The sequence below is a fragment of the Streptomyces sp. G-G2 genome (assembly GCF_030063135.1).
Lineage (GTDB): Bacteria > Actinomycetota > Actinomycetes > Streptomycetales > Streptomycetaceae > Streptomyces.
The window spans coordinates 102,728-124,432 of record NZ_JASISO010000023.1; the positions used below are offsets into that span (position 1 = coordinate 102,728).

Consider the following 21,705-nt stretch of genomic DNA (forward strand, 5'->3'; position numbering starts at 1 on the left):
ATTCCGTCGTTCCGGCGCTACGCGTGGTCGACGACGGTGTCCGCGAGGACCGGCGCATCGTCCCGTTCGACGGCGGTCACGGACACCTGGACCCGGCCGGGCTCCTGCCACATCCGGATGCGGAGCGTCTCGCCCGGGAAGACGATCCCGGCGAAGCGCGTGCGGTAGGCGCGCACCCGGGTCACGTCCCCTTCGAGGAGCGTGTCGACCACGGCCTTGAGGGTCATGCCGTACGAGCACAGCCCGTGCAGGATCGGCCGGTCGAAGCCGGCCAGCTTGGCGAACTCGGGGTCGGCGTGCAGCAGGTTCCAGTCGCCGGAGAGGCGGTACAGCAGCGCCTGCTCCTCGCGGATCAGCCGCTCCTCGACCCGGTCGGGCGCGCGCTCGGGCGCCCGGCCCGAGGCGGAGGGCCCGCGCTCGCCGCCGAACCCGCCCTCACCGCGCACGAAGAGCTGCGCGTCGGAGGTCCACAGCGGGCCGTCGGCGTCGGCGACCTCGGAGCGCAGCACGATGACGGCCGCCTTCCCCTTGTCGTAGACGGCGGCGACCTTGGAGCTGGAGGTGGCCCGGCCCTTCACCGGGATGGGCCGGTGCAGCTCGATGGAGTGCCCGCCGTGCAGCACCGAGGCGAGGTTCACCTCGATCCCGGGCGCGGCGAGGCCGCCGAGCATGGCCATGCCCGCGCCCGCGACGGTGGCGAAGCTGGGCAGGACGTGGAGCTTGGACTCCAGGGTGTAGCGCAGCTCGTCGGGATCGGTGGCGGGCAGGCCCGCGCCGAGGCCGAGGTGGTAGAGCTGGATGTCCTTGTGGTCCCAGCCGATGTCCCCCACGCGGGGGTCGGCGGCGAGGGCCTTGGCGGCATCGATCGGCATGAGGATGCTGCTCCTTGTTCGTCGTTCCACAACGTGGAAGACCTCGGTGCGTCCGTCCGCACCGTCGGCCGCACCGAGGTCGTATTCGGATCGGTCCCCGACCGCGCTCCGCACTATCTAGAACGCGTTCTAGGACTGATGAAGGAATGTATAACGCACGCCCCACCACTTGGGAAGGCTCCTGACCTGTCGTCAGTTGTAGCTGCGGCGCCGTGTGTTGTACGCCGCGGGGCGGGCCGCCGGGCCTACCCTGACCCGGTGAACGAAATGCCCCGGGAGCACCGGCCCGCGAAGTCCCTGCGGGTGCTGCTGGCCCCGCCGGACCCGGCCCTCGCCCTGCGGCTCGGTCTCCAGCCGGACATCGAAGTGGTGGCCTCTGCCCTGGCCCGCCCGGCGGTGGCCCTGGTGGAGGACCTCGCCGAGGTGGCGGCCGTACACGGCGAGGACCCGCAGTGCCCGGTCCTGCTCCTGACGGGCTCGGCCCGCCCCGGCCTGCTGGACGCGGCCCGCGCGGCGGGAGCCGCGGGCGTGATCCCCCGCGACCTCCCGGACGAGTCCCTGGCGGAGGCCATCCGCCGCGCCTCGATGGGCGAAACGGTCATCGACCCGGCGTTCACCCGACCGGACCCGACCGGCGTCTAGGGCTGTGAGAAGTCCCGCCCGGCCCGCGACGGCGTGGGGGGGCGCCCCCGGAGGGCGCACTACCGGCGCAGCAGCGTCACCACGGCGGCCCCACCGAGCCCGATGTTGTGCGCCAGCCCCACCCTGGCTCCCGCGACCTGCCGCGCCCCCGCCTCCCCCCGCAACTGCCACACGAGTTCCGCGGCTTGCGCCAGCCCCGTGGCCCCCAGCGGGTGCCCCTTGGAGATCAGCCCCCCGGAGGGGTTGACCACCCAGCGCCCCCCGTACGTCGTCGCCCCGCTCTCCACGAGCTTCCCCGACGCCCCGTCCTCGCACATCCCCAGCGCCTCGTACGTCAGCAGCTCGTTCACCGAGAAGCAGTCGTGCAGCTCGATCACGTCCACGTCCTCGATCCCGAGCCCGGACCGCTCGTACACCTGCCGCGCCGCCGCCGCCGTCATCGGCTTGCCGACCACGTCGATGCACGACCCCGACGCGAAGGACTCGCCCGTGTCCGTGGTCATCGACTGCGCCGCGATCTCCACGGCCTGCTCCCCCAGCCCGTGCGCCTCCACGAACCGCTCCGACACCACCAGCGCCGCCGCCGCGCCGTCCGAGGTCGGCGAGCACTGGAGCTTCGTCAGCGGCCGGTGGATGGTCTTCGCCGCGAGGATCTCCTCGACCGTGTAGACGTCCTGGAACTGCGCGTTCGGGTTGTTCGCCGAGTGCCGGTGGTTCTTCGCGCCCACCGCCGCCAGCTGCGCCTGGGTGGTCCCGTACCGCTCCATGTGCTCGCGCGCCGCGTTGCCGAAGATCTGCGCGGTCGGCGGGGTCATCTCGAAGCCGTGCCCGGCGGCCATGACCCCGTAGTGCCGGGCCACCGGCGAGGTCGCGAAGTCGCCCCCGTCGGAGCCGCCGCCCAGCGCGCCCCGCTTCATCTTCTCGAAGCCCAGGGCGAGCACGCAGTCGTTGAGGCCGCCCTCGACGAACTGCCGGGCCATCATCAGCGCGGTCGAGCCCGTCGCGCAGTTGTTGTTCACGTTGTAGACGGGGACCCCGGTCAGGCCCAGTTCGTACACGGCCCGCTGTCCGGCGGTGGAGGCCTGGAAGCAGTACCCCACCGGGACCTGCTCGACCAGCCCGTAGTCCACGCCCGCGTCGGCCAGCGCCGCGCTGCCGGCCTCCTTCGCCATGTCCCAGTACTGCCAGTCCCGTGACTCCGGCTTCTCGAACTTCGTCATGCCGACGCCCACGATGTACGACTTCATGTCCGTGCTGCCTTTCGGTCGGATCAGTCCCGGGGAAGGCCGAGGATGCGCTCGGCCACGACATTGAGCTGGACCTGCGTGGTGCCTCCGGCGATGGTCAGGCAGCGCGACATGAGCATGCCGTGCACGGCCCTGGCCCCCGCTCCCTCGCACACCGCTCCCGCCGGGCCGAGCAGTTCGAGCGCCAGCTCGGCGGTCCGCTGCTGGTGCGGGGTCTGGACGAGTTTGCGTACGGACGCCCCCGCGCCCGGCTCCAGCCCGGACACCTGCTGGAGGGTGGTGCGCAGCCCGATGCAGGCCAGGGCGTGCGCTTCGGCGGCGAGCGCCCCGATCCGGGCGCGGCCCGCGCCGTCGAGGTCGGCGGAGCGGGCGATGAGCGCTTCGAGGCCGGTGTCGAAGGTCATCTGGTCTGCCATGTGGACGCGCTCGTTGCCCAGGGTGTTGCGGGCCACCTTCCAGCCGCCGTCGGGGGCGCCGACCAGCGCGTCGGCGGGCAGCTCGACGTCGTCGAAGTACACCTCGTTGAAGAGGGCCTCGCCGGTGATCTCCTTGAGGGGGCGTACGTCGATCCCGCGCGCCCCCTTCATGTCGACGACGAAGTAGCCGAGCCCCTTGTGCTTGGGCGCGGCCGGGTCGGTGCGGGCGAGCAGGATCCCGAAGTCGGCGCTGTGCGCGGAACTCGTCCACACCTTCTGCCCGTTGACCTTCCAGGTCCCGTCCTCGGCCCGTTCCGCCCTGGTCCGCAGGGAGGCGAGGTCGGAGCCCGCGCCCGGCTCCGAGAAGAGCTGGCACCAGGTGACGTCCCCGCGCAGGGTGGGCAGCAGGTAGCGCTCCCGCTGCGCGTCGGTCCCGTACGCCAGCAGCGAGGGCACCACCCAGGTGGCGATGCCGAGGTCGGCGACCTTCACCCCGGCCTCCTTCAGCTCCTGCTGGACCACGAGCTGCTCGACCGGGCCCGCCCCGAGCCCGTACGGCGGGGGCAGGTAGGGGGCGGCGTAGCCGGTGGGCGCCAGTACCCGGCGGGCGGCGGCCGGGTCGAGGCCGCGCGCGTCCGCGATGGCGGCCCGGGCCCGCGCGCGGTGGGTCTCGGCCTCCGCCGGGAGTTCGAGGCGCAGTTCGCGCCGGGTCCCGGCCGCCGCGAGGCGTACGGCCCGTACCCGGTGGCCGTCGCCGGAACCGAGGAGCTGGCGGGCGACCAACGCCCGCCGCAAGTAGATGTGGGCGTCGTGCTCCCAGGTGAAGCCGATCCCGCCGAGTACCTGGATGCAGTCCTTGGCGCAGGAGTAGGCGGCGTCCAGGGCGGTCGCGGCGGCGAGCGCGGCGGCCAGGGACCGTACGTCGGGTGCCTCGTCCATGGCCTGGGCCGCGTCCCAGGCCAGCGCGCGGGCCTGCTCCAGGCGCACCAGCATGTCGGCGATCAGGTGTTTGACGCCCTGGAACTGCCCGATGGGGCGGCCGAACTGTTCGCGCACCTTCGCGTACTCGGCGGCGGTGTGCAGCGCCCAGGCGGCAGTGCCGCAGGCGTCGGCGGCGAAGAGCGCGCAGGCCGCGTCCCGGACGAGGGCCGCGTCCAGCGGCAGCAGCCGCCCGGCCGGTACGGAGACCCCGCGCGCCCGCACCTCGGCGGTGGGCCGGGTCGGGTCGGCGCTCTCGTGGCTCCGCACGTCCAGCGCGGCGGCGTCCACGGCGAACCACAGGGTGCCGTGCGCGGCCTCGGCGGCGAGCAGGACCAGGTCGGCGTCGCCCGCGCCGAGGACCGGGGGCGCGGTCCCGTCGAGCAGGTGCCCGCCGCCCTCGACGGCCACGGCGGTCAGCGTGCCGGGTCCGAGCGCGACGGCCCCGGTCCGCTCGCCGAGCGGACCGGCCCCGGCCCGCTGGAGGAGTACGGACGCCAGCGCGCTCGGCAGGTACCCGCCGGGCAGCGCGGCCCGGGCGGCCTCCTCGACGACGACGGCGAGGTCGAGGAGGGTGCCGCCCTCCAGGTGCGGGGCGAGCAGCCCGGATTCGAGGAGCGCGTCCCAGTAGCCGGGCCGCGCCCCGGCCCTCGGCGCGGAGTCGAGCAGCTTCCGCACCTCCTCGGGCGGCACGACCCGCGCCACCCACCCGCGCATCGCCTCGGCCAACTCCCGCTGTTCCTGTGTGATTCCGATGCCCATGCGCGGCACACTAGAACACGTTCCAGTCTGACGGAAGGTCAGAAATGAAACATGTTCTCGGTCGGGGGCGCCCGGTCGGGCCGTCGGATCAGCGTTGGTAGGGGTACCCGTCACCGTGCGCGGGTCCCACGTTGTGCTGGATCCCGCTCGGATCGCTCCTGGTGAAGTACGACGCGTCCAGGCCGCCGCAGAGCTGGCTGTTGCCGGACCGGCCCTGGTCCACCGTCCCGGCGCCGACGTTGACCCGGCCGCCGCCGTTGGTCACCGACACCACCCTGGCCGTGAACTCGCAGTGGCCCATCTGGGTCTCGGCGATCAGGCGGACGGCCCCGGACTTGGCGATGACCACCGTGTCCGGCTGGCCGATGTTGAACTGGCCCGCGTAGCTCCAGGAACCGACGAAGTACGAGGGGACCGCGCCGCTGTCGGAGGAGCCCCCGGCACTCGGCGTACCGGAGCCGCCGGGGGTCGAGCCCGAGCCGCCGCCCTGGGCTCCCCCGGCGGCGGCGCCTCCCGCGGCCGCGCCGGAGCCCTTGGTCGGGTTGGTGCCCGTACCCCCGGCGCCGCCGCCGGGCGTGCCCGCACCACCCACGGCCGCGCCGGCCGCCGCCGCGCCGCCCTGCGCGCCCCCTTGAGCGGCGCCGCCCGGGCCCGCGGCCCCGCCGACCTGGCCCGCCGGCTGCCCCGGGACGGCCGGGTTCGGGGACCCGGGCGCCCCCGGGGTCGGCGAACCGCCCGCCCCCACCGGGGAGCCACTCACGCCACCGGGGGTCACGGGAGCACCGGCGGCCGGAGGCGAGGCCTTCCCGGCGTCCGCACCACCGCTGCCGAACGGCTGGATCAGCGCCACCGTGCCGCCGCCGACCGTGAACACGAGGACGGCCGGCACGGCGACGGTCCACCGCCGCCGCGCCCTGCGCTCACCCGTGGGGGCCGTGCCACCGGCCACCGGGACGACCACGGGCCCTACGAGCGCACCGGGCCCCGGCTCATCGGCCGCGTCCTTCTTCCGCAGGTCGACCGTCGCCCGGTCGGTGGGCGCGGCCTCCTCCCGCTCGGGCGGCGCCGCCTCCGCGTCGAGCAGCCGCGCCGCCTGCCGGGCGAGGCGCGCCACCACCGTGGGCGGCAGCCACGACCCGCCGGACGTCGCCGGACGGACCCGCTCCGGGTCCTCCAGCAGCTCCGCCACCCCGGGCCGCTCGTCGACGCCCTTGACCAGGCAGCGGCCGATGAACGCCCGCAGCGCCTCGTCCCCGACCTTCTCCAGGGCGGCCTCGCCCTCCACGATCTGGAACATCACGGCGTGCTGGTTGCTGGCCCCGTGCCCGAACGGCAGCTCGCCCGTGGCCGCGTACATCAGGACGCAGCCGAGGGTGAACACGTCGCTCTTCACCCCGGCGCGCTGCCCGCGGACCTGCTCGGGCGACATGAACCCGGGCGAGCCGACGACCATGCCGGTGCTGGTGAGCAGCGACTCGACGGAGGTCTCCAGCGCGCGCGAGATGCCGAAGTCGATGACGCGGGTGCCCTCGACCGTCAGCATCACGTTCGACGGCTTGAGGTCGCGGTGCACGATCCCGGCCGCGTGGATGTCCTCCAGCGCCCGCAGCAGCCCGTCGGCGAGGGCGTGCACGGAGTCCACGGGCAAGGGCCCGTACCGCCGCACGATCTGCTCCAGCGAGAGCCCGGGCACATACCCCGTGGCCACCCACGGCCGGTCCGCGTCGGGGTCCGCCTCCAGGACCGGCGCGGTGTAGCGCTCGCCCACCCGACGGGCGGCGTCGATCTCGCGGCGGAAGCGGGCACGGAACGCGGCGTTCGAGACGTGCTCCTCGTGCACCACCTTCACGGCGACCGTACGCCCGCTCCCCGACCGGGCGAGGTACACCCGCCCCATGCCCCCGGCGCCGAGCCGCCCGAGCAGCAGGTACGGCCCGATGCGGGCCGGGTCCGAGGCCGCGAGCGGCTTTATGCCCCCGTCGGCGTTGTCGTCATCGTTTAACGCACTGCTCATGCTGCCCGTCCCCCGTGCTCCCCTGTGGTGGTCCGACCCGGCCTGACCGATCGAACACGCATCAGGGTAAAGGGGGGTTGGATGCAGGATGAAGGCAAGGGCGGCGGACACCGCCACCGCTCCGGGCCGCCACGGGGCGCCCGGAGCAGCGCCGCGCCGTCAGAGACCGCGCACGAACTCCGTGAAGGCGGCGGGGCTCACGGTGAAGGCGGGCAGCTCGGGGTTCTTGGAGTCCCGCACGGCGATCCGGTGCGGCTGCGCGGCGACCTCGACGCAGTCACCGCCGGTGTCACCGCTGTACGAGGACTTCTGCCAGTTCGCCCCGGCGAGCGGCGCGCACTCGACGCACTGACCGCCGGTGTCCGAGCTGTACGACGACTTACGCCACCGCGCGCCCGACAGGTCCTGGATGGTGTCCATAGCGTTCCTCCATTACACGGGCGATCCGCGCCGCCGAGTCCTCCACGGAGAGGGCGGCGGCCTGCAAGTGATCGTAACGGAGCGAACCTTCCCTGAAGGCTTGCGGATTGGCCGTCATATGGCCCTGGACGAAGTCCTCCGTGTAGACGAGATCGGGGTCGTCGTCGAACCGCAGCAGGTTGAACGATCCCATCAACCCAGCGTGGGCGCCCGCCTCGAAGGGCAGGATCTGCACCTTCACCCACTCCCGCTCCTCCAGCGTCAACAGGTGAGCGAGTTGGTTCCGCATGACCTCCCGGCCGCCGATCTCCTGGTGCAGTACGGCCTCGCTCAGCACCACCCACATCAGTGGCGGGTTCTCGCGCTGGAGGATCCGCTGGCGGTCCATCCTCGCCTCCACCTTCGCGTCGAGCGCCTTGTCGGTCCGCGCTCCCAGCACAGCTCGCGCGTACTCCGGAGTCTGGAGGAGCCCGTATACCAGCTGCGCTTGAAACGACGAGATGTACGCCGCCCGGGCCTCCATCTCGGCGTACGCCTGGAACCACACCGGCAGTTGGCTGCGCAGCACCAGCCCCACCAGCCGGGAGAACATCCCGTCCGTACCCAGCGCCGCGTCCACGCGTTCCGAGAAGTCCCGGGTCGGGACCTTCCTCGCCGTCTCGATCTGCCCGATGAGGGAGCCCGTACAGAAGATGATGCCGCCGAGCGCGCCCTGTTTGAGGCCTGCTTCCAGTCGCAGGCGGCGCAGTTCCGAGCCGTAGTAGTCCAGCGGTGAGGCGCTGGGATCCAGATCGCGGATGTTGACCATGAGCGGTCACCCCCAAGTACACGCCGTCAGGCGTTCGTTTCGGTCCGTAGCCGAGGGTAGTCAGCTCACTCCACTCTGGTGACGTGAATCACGTAACTGACTTCTCAGCCAGCCAAGTTGACGGCACCTACCGGATGGGCTTCACGGTGGGTGAGCATTCCGCCCGGCACATGCGGCGGATCCTGCGGATGCTGCTCAGCCGCTGGGAGCTGACCGCGCTGGCCGACGCGGCAGAGCTGGCGCTGACCGAGCTGGTCGCGAACGTCGTGCGGCACGTGCCGGGGCGCGGCTGCGCGGTGCTGATCCTGCTGCGGCCGCAGGGGCTGCGGGTGGAGGTGGCGGACGGCTCCCCCTCGCCCCCGCGCCCGGCGTCCGGCCCCGCGCCGCTGGCCGAGGGCGGGCGGGGGCTGCTGCTGGTCGAGGCCGTCACGGACCGCTGGGGCTCGGACGCGACCGCGAACGGCAAGACGGTGTGGTTCGAGTGCGACCGCCCCGGCCCCCGGCGCGGGACCCGGGCATGGCGCCCTACCGGGCAGTAGGGCAGCATGGGCCGCCACCCGCCCCGCAGCACCCGTACCGCACCACCATCTGGAGGAACACCATGGCCAGCCCCAAGCCGGAGACCCTCGCCGCCTTCGAGGCCGCCAAGGGGTTCATGCCCGTACGCGAAGGCCTCGCCCTGCACGCCGCCGCCACCGAGGCGGCCGCACTCGGCCTCCCCCTCCTGGAGGTCGGCACGTACTGCGGCCGCTCCACCATCCTGCTCGCCGACGCGGCCCGCGAGGCCGGCGTGAGCGCGATCACCGTCGACCACCACCGCGGCAGCGAGGAGCAGCAGCCGGGCTGGGAGTACCACGACCCGACGGTCGTGGACCCGGAGGTCGGCCTCATGGACACCCTGCCGACCTTCCGCCGGACCCTGCACAAAGCGGGCCTGGAGGACCACGTGATCGCGATCGTCGGCCGCTCGCCGCAGGTCGCCGCCGCCTGGGGCGGCCCGCTCGGGCTGGTCTTCATCGACGGCGGCCACACGGACGAGCACGCCACCGGGGACTACGAGGGCTGGGCCCCGCACGTCGCCCCCGGCGGCACCCTGGTCATCCACGACGTCTTCCCGGACCCGGCCGACGGCGGCCGGGCGCCGTACCGGATCTACCGCCGCGCCCTGGCCTCCGGCGCCTTCGAGGAGGTCTCCGTGACGGACTCCCTCCGCGTCCTGCGCCGCACCGGCACGGGCATCTGAGCTGCCCCGCTGCCGCCACCCGGCTCCGCCCGGCCCCATCCGGCCGTCCGCCCGGCCCTCGAACGGGTCAGGGTCCGCACGCGGGACGGAGTCGGGGTCTAGCATCGCGACGTGCCGTACGACGACAGTGCCCCGCAGCCCGAGTCCGCCTCCTCGCTCGATCCCGACCGGCCGTGGTTCACCCGCCGCTCCACGCTGGCCGTGGCCGTCGCCGCGCTCGCGCCGCTCGGCCTCGCCGGATGGCTGCTGGTGGAGGTGACCTCGGGGGCGGGCGCCGACGACGGTCGCCCCCCGGCCGTCGCCCTGCCGTCCGCCAAGGCTTCCTCCCAGCCGCGCCCCCAGGGCAGCGCCTCCCCCACCACCGCGCCGAGCCTCTCCGCGGGCGCGTCCACCAGCCCGTCCCCGGGGCAGCTTCCCGCGAAGGGCCCGCTGGCCGGACGTACCGTGGTCATCGACCCCGGCCATAACGCGGGCAACTTCAAACACACCGGTGAGATCGACAAGCAGGTCGACATCGGTACCACCCGCAAGGAGTGCGACACCACCGGCACGACCACCAACGCCGGTTACATGGAAGCCGAGTTCACCCTCGACGTGTCCCGTCGCCTGGGCGCGATCCTGGAGGCCAAGGGCGTCAAGGTGGTGTTCACCCACCAGGCCGACCGTCCGTTCGGCCCGTGCATCGACGAGCGGGCCCGGATCGGCAACGCCGCGAACGCCGACGCGGTGGTCTCGGTCCACGCCGACGGCGTCTCCTCCGGCAACCGCGGCTTCCACGTGATCCTCCCGGCGAAGGTCAAGGGCGGGGCCGCGGACACCGCGAAGATCGTCGGCCCGTCGCGCGACCTGGGCGAACGGATCGCCGGGAACTTCGCCCGTACCACCGGGTCGGCCCCCTCCAACTACGTGGGCGGCGGCACGGCCCTGGTCGTCCGCGACGACCTCGGCGGACTCAACCTCTCCACCCGGCCGAAGGTGTTCATCGAGTGCGCGAACATGCGTGACGCCAAGGACGCGGCGCTGCTCACGAGTCCGGACTGGCGCCAGCGGGCGGCGCAGGGAATCGCGAACGGCATCGTCGGCTTCCTCGGCGGGTAGGAGAGGGGGCCGGGTGCGGCCCCTGCCCTCTCGGACACTCGAAACATCCGTACGATGGTGCCCGCCCGCCCGCTCCCGCATCGGGACCGCGGCACCGCGAGACGATGAGACGACCGAGACCGAGAAGGACATCCAAGTGAACATCCGCTCCCTCACACGAGGCGACGGCGTGGTGATCGGAGCAGCGGTGCTGCTGTTCATCGCGTCGTTCCTCAACTTCTACTCCGTCGACTGCCGCGGGATCGCCGCCTGCGAGTCGCAGGTCCCGAACGCGTGGGACACGGACCGGCTGAGCATCGTCCTTCCCTCGGTCTTCCTCACCGGCATCATCGCCGCGGCTCTGATCGCCACCACCCGGCTGCTGCCCGCGGGCCGCAAGGTCGCCGGGACCGGCCTGGAGGTCTGGGGCGCCGGTCTCGCCGTCGCCGCCGCGTGGTCCGCGCTGTGGGCGCTGATCGTGACCCCGTCGGGCGTCGGGCTGGGCGCGGGTTCCGTGATCGCGTTCCTCGCGACGCTGGCGCTGGCCGGTGTCGCCGTCGCCGGTTCGAAGATCCCCGCGCTGGCGGGGCCACTGGTGCCGGAGGCGAAGCCGCAGGCCCCGCAGCCGTACGGCGGCCACCCGCAGCCGGGCGCCGGGTACGGGTACCCGGGCGGCCAGCAGCCGACGCCGTACGGGGCCACCCCGCAGCCCGCACCGCCGTACGCGGGACAGGGCACCCCGGCGCCCACCCCGGGCCCGGCGGCTCCGCAGGACGCGCAGCCCCAGCAGGCCGCCCCGGCGGGCGAGTTCACCCCGTTCTGGTTCGCGGTGCCGGTGGCCCGCCCGCTCTTCGGCGAGGACGGCTCCCCGACCCCGATCGCCGAACTGGCCCCCGGTACCTGGTACCTGGCCGTCGACCAGCGCGGCCCGGCCGCGCTGGTGGCCCAGACCCAGGACGGCCGCCGCGGCGTCCTGAACGACACCTCGGGCATCCAGCGCGGCTGACGACCGGCCCCGGTGGCCGACGTCAGCCCCCGACCCCGCCCGTCAGGGCGACCGCGACGGCCCCCCGCCCTTCCCGGCGGGGGGCCGTTGCCATACAGTCACCTGACGCCGCACCTGACGTACCGTCAGAAACGGTCACGGCTCGCGCGAAGGGACCGCACATGCGCCTCGGACTCGCACTCGGCTACTGGGGCCGCGGCCCCAACCCGGCCCACCTCGACCTCGCCACCGAGGCCGAACGCCTCGGCTACGACTCCGTATGGACCGCCGAGGCCTGGGGCTCGGACGCCTTCACCCCCCTCACCTGGATCGCCGCCCACACCACCCGCATCCGCCTCGGCACCGCCATCGCGCAGATGGCCGCACGCACCCCCACCGCCACCGCCATGCACGCCCTCACCCTGGACCACCTCTCGGGCGGCCGGATGATGCTCGGCCTCGGCCTCTCCGGCCCCCAGGTGGTGGAGGGCTGGTACGGCCGCCCCTTCCCCGCGAGCCCGCTGACCGCCACCCGCGAGTACGTCGACGTCATCCGCCAGGTGCTGCGCCGCGAGGCACCGGTCGCGCTGGACGGCCGCTTCCACAGCCACCCGTACCGCGGGGCCGACGGCACCGGCATCGGCAAGCCGCTCAAGCCGATCACTCACCCGCTCCGCGCGGACCTGCCCCTGCTGCTCGGCGCCGAGGGGCCCAAGAACATCGCGCAGACCACCCGGATCGCGGACGGCTGGCTCCCGCTGTACTGGTCACCGACCCGCACCGACGCCTACCAGGCGGCCCTCACCGACCTCCCCGACGGATTCATGATCGCGCCGATGGCGCGGGCGCACGTGTGCGACGACGTCACGGAGGGGCTGCTCCCGGTCAAGGCCATGCTGGGCTTCTACATCGGCGGCATGGGCCACGCGGCCCGCAACTTCCACGCCGACCTGATGGCCAGGATGGGCTACGAGGAGGAGGCCCACCGGATCCAGGAACTCTTCCTCGCGGGCCGCAAGGAAGAGGCGGTGCTCGCCGTCCCGGACGCCTTCGCGGACGAGATCTCCCTGATCGGCCCGCGCGAGCGGATCGCCGAACGGCTGGAACTGTGGCGCGAGGGCCCGGTCACGGACCTGCTTCTGACCGCCCCGGACCCGCACACGCTGCGCGTCCTGGCCGAACTGAACAGCTGACCCCCGCCCCCTGAACCACGAGCACCGCCAGCGCCGCCGAGCACTGCCAGCACCACCAGCGCCACCAGCACGCCACTCTGGCGCCACGCATGACCCGCGTGGCGCCTCACCCATGCCACGGCCTCTGACCTGCGCGTCAACATCCCATCAGCGACCGCCGCGCACGCTCCACCGCACCCCCAGCGCCACATGGCGCCACTATGGCGCCAGATTCCCTCGCCATGGCGCCATTCCTGTGCCATGATGACGTCATGGACCTCACGCCCTACGTCGATCACCTCCGGCACGAACTCGCGGTCGCCGCCGAAGCGGGCGGCGCCGAATCCCGCGCGCTGGCCGAGCGCCTCACCGCGCCCCTGGAGTCGGCCGCCCGGCTGACCCTGCTCAACGCCCTGTCCGCCGCCATGGGCGAGGTCACCCGCGACCTCGCGCCGGGCTCGGTCGACGTACGGCTGCGCGGACTCGACCCCGAGTTCGTGGTGACCGGGCCCCCGGCCCCCGAGCCGTACAGCATGGCCGGACCGCTGCCCGTCGCTCCGGCCCCGGCTCCGCTCCCGCCCGCGGCCCCGCCCGCCGAAGGCGACGAGGGCGGCACCGCCCGCATCAACTTCCGGCTCCCCGCGCACCTCAAGAACCGCGTCGAGGAGGCCGCGACCCAGGAGGGCCTCTCGGTCAACGCCTGGCTGGGCCGGGCCGTCGCCGCGGCCCTGGTACCGGCCGGCCCCGCGCCCTCGGACGGACCCCGCTCCCGCGGCCGTCAGGGCTTCACCGGGTGGGTCCGCTAGAGACGGCCCCACCCGCGCGCCGCCCCGCGCGCACCGCCCGCGCCACGCCCGTATCAGCCTCACTTCTTCTCCACCGAGCCAAGAGGACGGCACAGCCATGCCCGAGACGTTCCAGACCCCCCAGCCCATCTCCGCCACCGTCGAGTTCGACATCGGCGCCGTCCGCGTCATCGCCACCGACCGCGCCGACACCGTGGTCGAGGTCCGGCCGACCGACCCGGGCGAGCCGGCCGACGTACGGGCCGCCGAGCAGACCAAGATCAGCTACACGGGCGGTCAGCTGCTCGTGAAGGGACCGCGCAAGCGCTCCCTCTTCGGCCGCAGCGGCTCGCTCGACATCACCCTCGCCCTGCCCACCGGTTCCGACCTGCGCAGCGACTCCCCCATGGCGGACTTCCACTGCTCGGGACCGCTCGGACAGGCCCGGATCAAGACCTCGCTCGGTGACCTGCGGGTCGAGGAGGCGGCGACCGTGTCCCTCACCACGGGCCACGGCGAGCTGTTCGCCGAACACGTCACCGGGAACGCCGAGTTGACCGGATCGGGCCGGATCACCGCCGACACCGTCGATGGCGCCGCGACCGTCAAGAACTCCAACGGCGACATCGTGATCGGCGAGGTCCGCGGTGAGCTGCGGGCCACCACCTCCAACGGAGCCGTCTCCGTCGCCGTCGCCCACGCCGGGGTCGAGGCCAAGTCCGCGAACGGCCACGTCCGCATCGGTCAGGTCGCCCGCGGCCGGATCACCCTCCAGACCGCCGCCGGGGACATCTCCGTGGGCATCGCCGCCGCCACCGCCGCCTGGCTCGACGTGAACACCCGCCTGGGCAGCGTCCGCAATTCCCTCGGTACCACCGACGGCCCCGGCGCGGGCGACGAGACCGTCGAGGTCCGCGCCCGCAGCGGGGTCGGCGACATCACCATCCACCGTGCCTGACCCGCGACGGGACCCCACGACGGGGCCCGACGGCCACATCCCGCCACCGGACGACCGGTTGTCCCCAGGAGAGAGCACCATGACCACAGCGCTCGCGACCGCGACCGCACCCACGACGCCCGCCTCGTCGGCGATCAGCGTCACGGGCCTGACCAAGTCCTACGGCGACAAGCGGGTGCTCGACGGCATCGACCTGCGCATCGCCCCCGGCACCGTCTTCGCCCTGCTCGGGCCCAACGGCGCGGGCAAGACCACCACCGTGCAGATCCTGACCACCCTGATCGCGGCGGACTCCGGCGAGATCCACGTCGGCGGCCACGACCTGGCCCGCGACCCGGAGGCCATCCGCTCCACCATCGGCGTGACCGGCCAGTTCTCCGCGGTGGACAACCTCCTCACCGCCGAGGAGAACCTGCTCCTGATGGCGGACCTCAACCACCTGCGCCGCCCCGAGGGCAGGCGGCGCGCCGCCGACCTGCTGCGCCGCTTCGACCTGGCCGAGGCCGCCCGCAAGCCCGTCTCCGCCTTCTCCGGCGGTATGCGACGCAAGCTCGACCTGGCGATGACTCTCGTCGGCGACCCGCGGATCATCTTCCTCGACGAGCCGACCACCGGGCTCGACCCGCGTAGCCGCCGCACCATGTGGGAGATCATCCGGAGCCTCGTCGACGAGCAGGGCGTCACGATCTTCCTCACCACCCAGTACCTGGAGGAGGCCGACCAGCTCGCCGACCGGATGGCCGTCCTCGACGGCGGGAAACTGGTCGCCGAGGGCACCGCCGAACAGCTCAAGCGCCGGATCCCCGGCAGCCACCTCCGGATCCGGTTCGCCGCACTGCCCGAACTCGAAGCGGCCACCGCCCTGTTCGCGTGCCTCACGGTCGACCGGGAGGCCCTCACCCTGGACATCCCCGGTGACGGCAGCGTGAGCACCCTGCGCGCGGTCCTGGACATCCTCGACCACGCGTCGGCCGGGGCCGAGAGCCTCTCGGTGCACACCCCCGACCTCGACGACGTCTTCCTCCACCTCACCGGCCCGAAGCGGGAGAACGCGCGATGACCAGCCTGTCCTACGCCGTCAGCGATTCGGCGACGATGCTGCGCCGCAACCTCAAGCACGCCCTGCGGTACCCGTCGATGACCATCTCCGTCGTCGTCATGCCCGTGCTGATGCTGCTCCTGTTCAACTACGTCTTCGGCGGCGCCCTCGGCAGCGGCATCGGTACCGCGCCCGCCGGGTCCGGCCACTACATCGACTACATCGCCCCCGGCATCGTGCTGATGGCGGCGACCTCGGGCGCGGTGTCCACCGCCGTCGGGGTCTGCGTCGACATGACCGAAGGCATCGTGAACCGGTTCCGGACGATGCCGATCTCCCGGGCCTCGTTCCTGACCGGGCACGTCGTGGGCGGGGTGATCCAGACCCTGATCAGCGTCGCGGTGGTGCTCGGCATCGCCCTGCTCATAGGCTTCCGGCCCACCGCCACCCCCGTCGAGTGGCTGGCCGTGGCCGGGCTGCTGGCCGGGCTCGTCCTGGCCCTCACCTGGCTGTCCGCCGCGATGGGGCTGCTCGCGAAGACCCCCGAGACCGCCAGCAACATGCCGATGCCGCTGACGTTCCTGCCGCTCCTGGGCAGCGCGATCGTCCCCCCGGACTCCATGCCGACCGGGATGCGCTGGTTCGCCGAGTACCAGCCCTTCACCCCGTTCATCGAAACCCTGCGGGGGCTGCTGATGGGCACGCCGATCGGGCACAACGGACTCATCGCCCTCGCCTGGTGCGCGGGGCTGACCCTGGCGGGCTACCTGTGGGCCCGGTCCGTCTTCGCCCGCGACGCCGCCCGCTGACACCCGTATGCCGGACCCACGCAGGACATGGTGAGGACCCGCCGGGCGACCGGCGGGTCCTCACCATGTCCTGCGTACGCCCGTGCTCCGGGTCAGCGGCCCAGCTGCGACGCGCTGGGCACCTTGTCCTGGACGTCGACGCCCGCGCTCTTGCCCGCGTCCTTGACGCCGTTGATCATCTTCTCGAAGGAGCCGATGTCCGCGTCGTTCGCGTCACCCTTGCGAAGCTTGCCGCCCAGGCCCTTGAGCGACTCGATGCCGGCGGACAGCGGAGCCATCGCCTTCGACAGCAGCGGATCGCCCTTGGCGTTGTCGGACGCCGCCTTCAGCCGGTTGTAGGCGAAGGCGCCCGCCAGGCCCGCCTTCACCAGCGCGAACGTACGGCCCTTCGCGCCCTTCTTGAACTTGCCCGCGCGGTACGGCTTGACGATCCACTGGTATGTGGCGCCGGCCGCGAGGCCCGCGTTGGCCACGAAGCGCGTCTTGGCGAACTTCTGCTTCTCCGCCTGCGTGCTCGGACTCGGCGTGGGCGCGGCCTCCTCGGCCAGCAGCACCTGCTCGGCGGTCAAGGGCGCCTCGGCCACCGCGGGTTCGGCGGCGGCCTTCGAAGCCGGGGCCCCGCGGACCGAGGCGTGGCCGCCGCGGTCGCCGCCACTGCCGCAGGCGGTGGCTCCGGCGAGCAGCGCGGAAGACAGGAGCAGCGCCGTGAAGGCGCGGTGGACACGGGTGGTTCTGGGTATGGACACGGTTTCCTCCGGGGAATGGGGTGTCCCAGGCAGCCTCGCCCCGGCCCCGGTACCGCGCTACTCGAGGCACCCGTTCGGGTTTGCCCCGCCCCGGAACGGCAAGACGCGTGCCATGCCCTCACACACCCGAGCACACATGCGAGCAAGCACCCGCGGAAGCAGCTCCATCGCACGGGCCGTCGCCATCGTGGCGGATGTCATGGCCTTCGTGATCGGCGCGTGGATCCTGCTGTACCTGCTGGACGCCAACACCGGGAACAGCCTGGTCCAGTTCGTCCACGACGCCGCCAGCTGGCTGGCCAGCTGGTCGTACGACCTCTTCACCTTCGACCGCGACTGGGTCCAGGTCGTCGTCGGCTACGGCCTGGCCGCCGTGGCATACCTCTTCATCGGCCACACCCTCGCCGGCTGGCTGGCCCGCCGCTAGTGCCGTGACCGGGAAGGTTTGCCTGGTCACGGCACTAGGAAGCGTCGTCCAGTACAGGGGCCTGGCCCGGCCGGCAGCAGTCCGGGTCCAGGCCCACCGGCAGGCCGAGCCCGCCGAAGACGGCCGTGGTCGGCCCGTCCCCGCCGAGCGCGGCCACGGCCAGCAGCAGGGACGCCGCCGTCCAGGTCGTCTGCTCCACGGGCCAGACCTTCTCGTCCTCGAAGACGTACCCGGTCCAGTACATGCCGTTCTCGGCGCGCAGGTGGCCGATCGAGCGCAGGATCTCCAGCGCCCGGTCCGACTCCCCCACCGCCCAGAGCGCGAGCGCGAGTTCACAGCTCTCACCGCCCGTCACCCACGGGTTGGGAAGGACGCAGCGCACCCCCAGGCCCGGGACGACGAACTCGTCCCAGCGGTCCTCGATCCGCGCCTTCGCCGCCGCACCCGTCAGGGCCCCGCCCAGCACCGGGTAGTACCAGTCCATCGAGTAGTGGTTCTTGTCGAGGAACCGCTCGGGGTGGCTGCGCACGGCGTGACCGAGCGCGCCCGCCGCGAGTTCCCAGTCGGGCTGCGGCTCCTCGCGGTACTCCGCGATGGCCAGCGCGCAGCGCAGCGCCTGGTGGATGGAGGAGGAACCGGTGAGCAGCCCGTCGGGGACCACCGTCCCGTCGGACTCGCGCTTCCAGCCGATCTGCCCGCCGGGCTGCTGGAGCCCGAGGACGAACTCGACGGCGGCGAAGACCACGGGCCACATCCGGTCGAGGAAGCGGTCGTCCCCGGTGGCGAGGTAGTGGTGCCAGACACCGACCGCTATGTACGCGGTGAAGTTGGACTCCTTGCCCGCGTCCTGCGGGTCCCCGGTGTCCACCCCGTCGGGGCCGTCGGCGTAGGCGGCGTACCAGGAGCCGTCCGTGTTCTGGTGCGCGGCCAGCCACCCGTACGCCCGCTCGGCGGCCTCGTGCTCGCCCGCCACGTCCAGGGCCATCGCGGACTCGGTGTGGTCCCACGGGTCGAGGTGGTGCCCGCGGAACCACGGTATGGCCCCGTCCGCGCGCTGCGCGGCGAGGATCCCGGCGACGGTCTGCGCGGCCTGCTCGGCGGTCAGCACGCCGTCCAGGACGAGGTGCTCGGTGCGCCCGGGCGAGGTCACTTGGCGGCGCCGACGGGCAGATGGGGCTTGGTCGCGTAGGCCACGAAGCTCTTGCCGATGACCGGGTTCAGGGCCTGCTCCGCGAGCCGGGTCGCGAGCGGCTTCTTCATGATGTCCCAGACCAGGAGCTTGTGGTACGCCTTCACCGGCAGCACCTTGTCGTTGTCGACGCCGAAGGCGCACTTGAGCCACCAGTACGGCGAGTGCAGGCCGTGCGCGTGGTGCGTGCCGTACGGCTTGAGGCCGGCCTGTTCCATCTTGCCGAGCAGCTCGTCGGCCTTGTAGATGCGGATGTGGCCGCCCTCGACCTCGTGGTAGGCGTCGCTGAGCGCCCAGCAGATCTTCTCGGGGCCGTAGCGCGGGACGGTGATGGCGATCCGGCCGCCGGGCTTGAGCACCCGGACCATCTCGGCGAGGACACCCTTGTCGTCGGGGATGTGCTCCATGACCTCGGAGATGATCACGACGTCGAAGGAATCGTCGGGGAAGGGCAGCGCCAGCGCGTCGCCCTCCATGGCGGTGGCGGTGGCCCCGGCCGGGGCCTCACCGGCCTCCTTCATGGCGGCGAACCACTTGGCGACCTCGCGGATCTCCTCGCCGTTGCGGTCCACGGCGACCACGTGGGCCCCGCGCCGGTAGCACTCGAAGGCGTGCCGGCCCGCGCCGCAGCCCAGATCGAGCACGCGATCGCCTGCGGCCAGCGGGAACCTGGAGAAATCGACGGTCAGCACGCGGTCCTGCCTTCGCGGTCGAGGTGGTGGTGGGGGAACTTGACGGACTTCGGGTACTTCAGCGGTGTCATGTACGTCATCGACTTCATCGACTTCATCGACTTCATTGATTTCGGGAGGTCATCGACCGGCGCGGGACGCCTGTTCGATCGCGGCCCGGTAGTGCGCCACGGTTCCCTGGGCGGCTCTGGCCCAGGTGAAGCGCTCCAGCACCCGCTCCCGCCCGGCGGCGCCGAGGCGGGCCCGCAGCTCGGGATCGCCGAGCAGCCTGCCCAGCGCGGCGGCCAGGGCCCCCGCGTCACCCGGCGGCACCGCGAGACACGTCTCGCCGTCGGCGCCCGTCACCTCGGGGATCGCGCCCCCGGTGGTGGCGACGAGTGGCGTACCGGTGGCCATGGCCTCGGCCGCGGGGAGCGAGAAGCCTTCGTAGAGGGAGGGCACGCAGGCGACCTGCGCGCCGCGCACGAGGTCGACGAGTTCGGTGTCGCTGATGCCCTTGACGAAACGCACGGCGTCCTCGAGCCCGTACGTCTCGATCGCCCGCGCCACCGGGCCGCGCTCGGCGCGCTTGCCGACCACCACGAGGTGGGCGCCGGGCTGCTCGGTGCGCAGCTTGGCGAGCGCCTCCACCAGGTGGACCAAGCCCTTGAGCGGTACGTCCGCGCTGGAGGTCGTGACGATCCGGCCGGGTACCTCGGCGACGGACGGGTCCGGCGACCAGAGGTCGGTGTCGGCGCCGATGTGCACGACGTGGATACGGTCGTCACGGACGCCGAGGTGATCGGCGATCTCCTGCTGCGAGGAACCGGAGACGGTCAGGACGGTCGGCAGACGGCGGGCCACCCGGCCCTGCATGCGGGTGAACCCGTACCAACGGCGCACCGAGGCGCGCTTCTTGCGGCTCTTGGCGGCGGCGAGGTCGAGCCCCCGGTCCACCGTGATCGGGTGGTGGACGGTGGTGACCAGGGGTGCGCCCAGGTCGGCCAACAGGCCGTAGCCGAGCGTCTGGTTGTCGTGGATGACGTCGAACTCACCGCGCCGGGCGGCCAGGTGACGGCGGGCCCGCAGCGAGAAGGTGAGTGGTTCGGGGAAGCCGCCGGTCCACATGGTGGCGACCTCCAGGGCATCGATCCAGTCCCGGTACTCGCCGCGCTTGGGCGTGCGGAAGGGGTCGGGGTGGCGGTAGAGGTCCAGGCTGGGCAGTTCGGTGAGCGTCGCACCGGTGTCGAGCACCGGATAGGGCTGTGCGCCGATGACTTCGACGGAATGCCCCAGACGGACGAGTTCCCTCGAAAGGTGGCGGACGTAGACACCCTGACCGCCGCAGAACGGGTTCCCCTTGTAGGTGAGGAGTGCGATGCGCAACGGGCGGTCGCCGTCAGCGGTGACACCCGTGAAAGGGCTCGTCACCATGGCCTCAGCGGTCACTCCCGGCCCCCTTCTCACTGCACTTTCGCCGGAGCGTAACCGCTCGGATAATGTAGAACAAGTTTCAGACTTGATCCGTTGAAGACCATTGAATCTACCGGCCGGAAACCACACCGTAAGAGCCGGAGCAGGTGATTCGCGCCACGACTGGCCCGCCTGCCATGCTGACCACGGAACAGCCTCGGAGCGGTGCGGATGGATACCTCGGAACGCCAGGGAACGGGACACATGACAGCGGAAGCCAAGGCCCTCACCACGCCGGCGTCCCCGCCCCTGACGGAGCGGCAGGAGGCCCGGCGCCGCCGGATCCTGCACGCCAGCGCGCAGCTGGCCAGCCGGGGCGGGTTCGACGCGGTCCAGATGCGCGAGGTCGCCGAGTCGTCGAGCGTCGCCCTGGGCACGCTGTACCGGTACTTCCCGTCCAAGGTGCACCTGCTGGTGGCGACCATGCAGGACCAGCTCCAGCACATGCACACCACGCTCCGCAAACGCCCCCCGGCCGCCGACAGCCCGGCCGAGGCCGTCGCGGAAACCCTCATGCGCGCCTTCCGCGCCCTCCAGCGCGAACCGCACCTGGCGGACGCCATGGTGCGTGCCCTGACCTTCGCGGACCGCAGCGTGAGCCCCGAGGTGGATACGGTCTCCAGACTCACCACCGCGATCATCCTGGACGCGATGGGCCTGGACGCCCCGCCCACCGCCGAACAGCTCTCGGCGGTCCGCGTCATCGAGCACACCTGGCACTCGGCCCTGATCACATGGCTCTCGGGCCGCGCCTCGATCGCCCAGGTGAAGATCGACATCGAGATGGTCTGCCGCCTGATCGACCTGACGGCCCCGGGAACGCCGGGGACGGCGGGCCCGGTCCCCGGCGGAGCGGGATCGGCTGAAAGAGAGCGGTAGCACGAGCACGGCTCGCGGCTTCGCCGCGAGGGGTCTTCCGCGGCTTCGCCGCGGGGGGCGGGGCTTCCCACTTCCGGGGTCGGGGCAGTGCCC

Annotated in this window: 22 protein-coding genes; 12 read left to right on the plus strand and 10 right to left on the minus strand. The window is 72.7% G+C overall.

All coding sequences use genetic code 11. The annotated features are described in order from the left end of the window. Positions 1-17: 17 nt before the first annotated feature. Positions 18-872 carry an enoyl-CoA hydratase ChsH3 gene (gene chsH3, locus QMF80_RS19740; RefSeq protein ID WP_283455110.1) on the minus strand — a complete coding sequence of 285 codons (855 nt, stop codon included), beginning with the start codon at positions 870-872 and terminating at the stop codon, positions 18-20. 267 nt (positions 873-1,139) lie between these two features. Here chsH3 and QMF80_RS19745 point away from each other — a divergent pair, with 267 nt between their 5' ends. Further along, complete coding sequence (locus tag QMF80_RS19745; protein WP_283455162.1) at positions 1,140-1,514, plus strand: response regulator; 375 nt, start codon at positions 1,140-1,142, stop codon at positions 1,512-1,514. A gap of 59 nt (positions 1,515-1,573) precedes the next feature. On the opposite strand, the gene QMF80_RS19750 is transcribed toward QMF80_RS19745, so the two are convergent. The 5 genes from QMF80_RS19750 to QMF80_RS19770 form a co-directional block, all read right to left on the minus strand. Next, positions 1,574-2,761, minus strand: coding sequence for a lipid-transfer protein (locus QMF80_RS19750; RefSeq protein ID WP_283455112.1), 1,188 nt, complete (start codon positions 2,759-2,761; stop codon positions 1,574-1,576). A 23-nt stretch (positions 2,762-2,784) separates the two neighbouring features. Then, positions 2,785-4,917: an acyl-CoA dehydrogenase family protein gene (locus QMF80_RS19755; RefSeq protein WP_283455114.1), complete on the minus strand. Its 2,133-nt coding sequence runs from the start codon at positions 4,915-4,917 to the stop codon at positions 2,785-2,787. Positions 4,918-5,005: 88 nt separating this feature from the next. Next, entirely contained in the window at positions 5,006-6,931 is a 1,926-nt protein-coding gene (locus QMF80_RS19760) for a serine/threonine-protein kinase (RefSeq protein ID WP_283455116.1), read from the minus strand. 159 nt (positions 6,932-7,090) lie between these two features. Next, the gene (locus QMF80_RS19765) at positions 7,091-7,351 is read right to left on the minus strand and encodes a DUF397 domain-containing protein (RefSeq protein ID WP_283455119.1); all 261 of its coding nucleotides are present in this window, start codon (positions 7,349-7,351) and stop codon (positions 7,091-7,093) included. After that, on the minus strand, positions 7,311-8,159 hold the full coding sequence (locus tag QMF80_RS19770) for a helix-turn-helix domain-containing protein (protein ID WP_283455121.1): 849 nt from the start codon (positions 8,157-8,159) through the stop codon (positions 7,311-7,313). Before QMF80_RS19770 ends, QMF80_RS19765 begins: the two co-directional genes overlap by 41 nt. A 134-nt stretch (positions 8,160-8,293) precedes the next feature. Here QMF80_RS19770 and QMF80_RS19775 point away from each other — a divergent pair, with 134 nt between their 5' ends. The 9 genes from QMF80_RS19775 (at position 8,294) to QMF80_RS19815 (ending at position 16,227) form a co-directional block, all read left to right on the plus strand. Next, positions 8,294-8,698: an ATP-binding protein gene (locus tag QMF80_RS19775; RefSeq protein WP_283455163.1), complete on the plus strand. Its 405-nt coding sequence runs from the start codon at positions 8,294-8,296 to the stop codon at positions 8,696-8,698. A gap of 62 nt (positions 8,699-8,760) precedes the next feature. Further along, on the plus strand, positions 8,761-9,402 hold the full coding sequence (locus QMF80_RS19780) for a class I SAM-dependent methyltransferase (RefSeq protein WP_283455123.1): 642 nt from the start codon (positions 8,761-8,763) through the stop codon (positions 9,400-9,402). A gap of 111 nt (positions 9,403-9,513) precedes the next feature. Then, positions 9,514-10,500: an N-acetylmuramoyl-L-alanine amidase gene (locus QMF80_RS19785; protein WP_283455125.1), complete on the plus strand. Its 987-nt coding sequence runs from the start codon at positions 9,514-9,516 to the stop codon at positions 10,498-10,500. 136 nt (positions 10,501-10,636) lie between these two features. Next, positions 10,637-11,485 (plus strand): DUF5336 domain-containing protein, encoded by an 849-nt coding sequence (locus QMF80_RS19790; protein ID WP_283455127.1) that lies wholly within the window; start codon positions 10,637-10,639, stop codon positions 11,483-11,485. 161 nt (positions 11,486-11,646) lie between these two features. After that, complete coding sequence (locus QMF80_RS19795) at positions 11,647-12,657, plus strand: LLM class F420-dependent oxidoreductase (RefSeq protein WP_283455129.1); 1,011 nt, start codon at positions 11,647-11,649, stop codon at positions 12,655-12,657. A gap of 251 nt (positions 12,658-12,908) precedes the next feature. After that, positions 12,909-13,442: a hypothetical protein gene (locus tag QMF80_RS19800; RefSeq protein WP_283455131.1), complete on the plus strand. Its 534-nt coding sequence runs from the start codon at positions 12,909-12,911 to the stop codon at positions 13,440-13,442. Between the two features lie 97 nt (positions 13,443-13,539). Next, positions 13,540-14,379 carry a DUF4097 family beta strand repeat-containing protein gene (locus QMF80_RS19805; RefSeq protein WP_283455133.1) on the plus strand — a complete coding sequence of 280 codons (840 nt, stop codon included), beginning with the start codon at positions 13,540-13,542 and terminating at the stop codon, positions 14,377-14,379. Positions 14,380-14,458: 79 nt separating this feature from the next. Continuing rightward, positions 14,459-15,439 carry an ATP-binding cassette domain-containing protein gene (locus QMF80_RS19810; protein ID WP_283455136.1) on the plus strand — a complete coding sequence of 327 codons (981 nt, stop codon included), beginning with the start codon at positions 14,459-14,461 and terminating at the stop codon, positions 15,437-15,439. Continuing rightward, positions 15,436-16,227: an ABC transporter permease gene (locus tag QMF80_RS19815; RefSeq protein WP_283455138.1), complete on the plus strand. Its 792-nt coding sequence runs from the start codon at positions 15,436-15,438 to the stop codon at positions 16,225-16,227. The genes QMF80_RS19810 and QMF80_RS19815 overlap by 4 nt, the downstream gene beginning before the upstream one ends. Positions 16,228-16,319: 92 nt before the next feature. Here the strand turns inward: QMF80_RS19815 and QMF80_RS19820 are convergent, their stop codons facing one another. Next, positions 16,320-16,967: a hypothetical protein gene (locus QMF80_RS19820; RefSeq protein ID WP_283455165.1), complete on the minus strand. Its 648-nt coding sequence runs from the start codon at positions 16,965-16,967 to the stop codon at positions 16,320-16,322. 142 nt (positions 16,968-17,109) lie between these two features. On the opposite strand from QMF80_RS19820, the gene QMF80_RS19825 reads away from it, so the two are divergent. Next, the gene (locus QMF80_RS19825; protein ID WP_283455140.1) at positions 17,110-17,400 is read left to right on the plus strand and encodes a hypothetical protein; all 291 of its coding nucleotides are present in this window, start codon (positions 17,110-17,112) and stop codon (positions 17,398-17,400) included. A 34-nt stretch (positions 17,401-17,434) separates the two neighbouring features. Here QMF80_RS19825 and QMF80_RS19830 read toward each other — a convergent pair whose 3' ends face one another. The 3 genes from QMF80_RS19830 to QMF80_RS19840 form a co-directional block, all read right to left on the minus strand. Continuing rightward, positions 17,435-18,550 (minus strand): prenyltransferase, encoded by a 1,116-nt coding sequence (locus QMF80_RS19830; RefSeq protein ID WP_283455141.1) that lies wholly within the window; start codon positions 18,548-18,550, stop codon positions 17,435-17,437. Further along, positions 18,547-19,281, minus strand: coding sequence for a class I SAM-dependent methyltransferase (locus QMF80_RS19835; protein WP_283455144.1), 735 nt, complete (start codon positions 19,279-19,281; stop codon positions 18,547-18,549). The genes QMF80_RS19830 and QMF80_RS19835 overlap by 4 nt, the downstream gene beginning before the upstream one ends. A 120-nt stretch (positions 19,282-19,401) precedes the next feature. After that, positions 19,402-20,709, minus strand: a complete 1,308-nt coding sequence (locus QMF80_RS19840) for a glycosyltransferase family 4 protein (RefSeq protein WP_283455146.1) — start codon at positions 20,707-20,709, stop codon at positions 19,402-19,404. 228 nt (positions 20,710-20,937) lie between these two features. Here QMF80_RS19840 and QMF80_RS19845 point away from each other — a divergent pair, with 228 nt between their 5' ends. Next, the gene (locus QMF80_RS19845; protein WP_283455147.1) at positions 20,938-21,612 is read left to right on the plus strand and encodes a TetR family transcriptional regulator; all 675 of its coding nucleotides are present in this window, start codon (positions 20,938-20,940) and stop codon (positions 21,610-21,612) included. Positions 21,613-21,705 lie beyond the last annotated feature (93 nt).

Excerpts from the sequence above, each read along its gene's own strand:
- chsH3 (WP_283455110.1), bottom strand. The coding sequence starts at position 872 with ATGCCGATCGATGCCGCCAAGGCCCTCGCCGCCGACCCCCGCGTGGGG.
- QMF80_RS19745 (WP_283455162.1), top strand. The coding sequence starts at position 1,140 with ATGCCCCGGGAGCACCGGCCCGCGAAGTCCCTGCGGGTGCTGCTGGCC.
- QMF80_RS19750 (WP_283455112.1), bottom strand. The coding sequence starts at position 2,761 with ATGAAGTCGTACATCGTGGGCGTCGGCATGACGAAGTTCGAGAAGCCG.
- QMF80_RS19755 (WP_283455114.1), bottom strand. The coding sequence starts at position 4,917 with ATGGGCATCGGAATCACACAGGAACAGCGGGAGTTGGCCGAGGCGATG.
- QMF80_RS19760 (WP_283455116.1), bottom strand. The coding sequence starts at position 6,931 with ATGAGCAGTGCGTTAAACGATGACGACAACGCCGACGGGGGCATAAAG.
- QMF80_RS19765 (WP_283455119.1), bottom strand. The coding sequence starts at position 7,351 with ATGGACACCATCCAGGACCTGTCGGGCGCGCGGTGGCGTAAGTCGTCG.
- QMF80_RS19770 (WP_283455121.1), bottom strand. The coding sequence starts at position 8,159 with ATGGTCAACATCCGCGATCTGGATCCCAGCGCCTCACCGCTGGACTAC.
- QMF80_RS19775 (WP_283455163.1), top strand. The coding sequence starts at position 8,294 with ATGGGCTTCACGGTGGGTGAGCATTCCGCCCGGCACATGCGGCGGATC.
- QMF80_RS19780 (WP_283455123.1), top strand. The coding sequence starts at position 8,761 with ATGGCCAGCCCCAAGCCGGAGACCCTCGCCGCCTTCGAGGCCGCCAAG.
- QMF80_RS19795 (WP_283455129.1), top strand. The coding sequence starts at position 11,647 with ATGCGCCTCGGACTCGCACTCGGCTACTGGGGCCGCGGCCCCAACCCG.
- QMF80_RS19800 (WP_283455131.1), top strand. The coding sequence starts at position 12,909 with ATGGACCTCACGCCCTACGTCGATCACCTCCGGCACGAACTCGCGGTC.
- QMF80_RS19805 (WP_283455133.1), top strand. The coding sequence starts at position 13,540 with ATGCCCGAGACGTTCCAGACCCCCCAGCCCATCTCCGCCACCGTCGAG.
- QMF80_RS19810 (WP_283455136.1), top strand. The coding sequence starts at position 14,459 with ATGACCACAGCGCTCGCGACCGCGACCGCACCCACGACGCCCGCCTCG.
- QMF80_RS19815 (WP_283455138.1), top strand. The coding sequence starts at position 15,436 with ATGACCAGCCTGTCCTACGCCGTCAGCGATTCGGCGACGATGCTGCGC.
- QMF80_RS19825 (WP_283455140.1), top strand. The coding sequence starts at position 17,110 with ATGCGAGCAAGCACCCGCGGAAGCAGCTCCATCGCACGGGCCGTCGCC.
- QMF80_RS19845 (WP_283455147.1), top strand. The coding sequence starts at position 20,938 with ATGACAGCGGAAGCCAAGGCCCTCACCACGCCGGCGTCCCCGCCCCTG.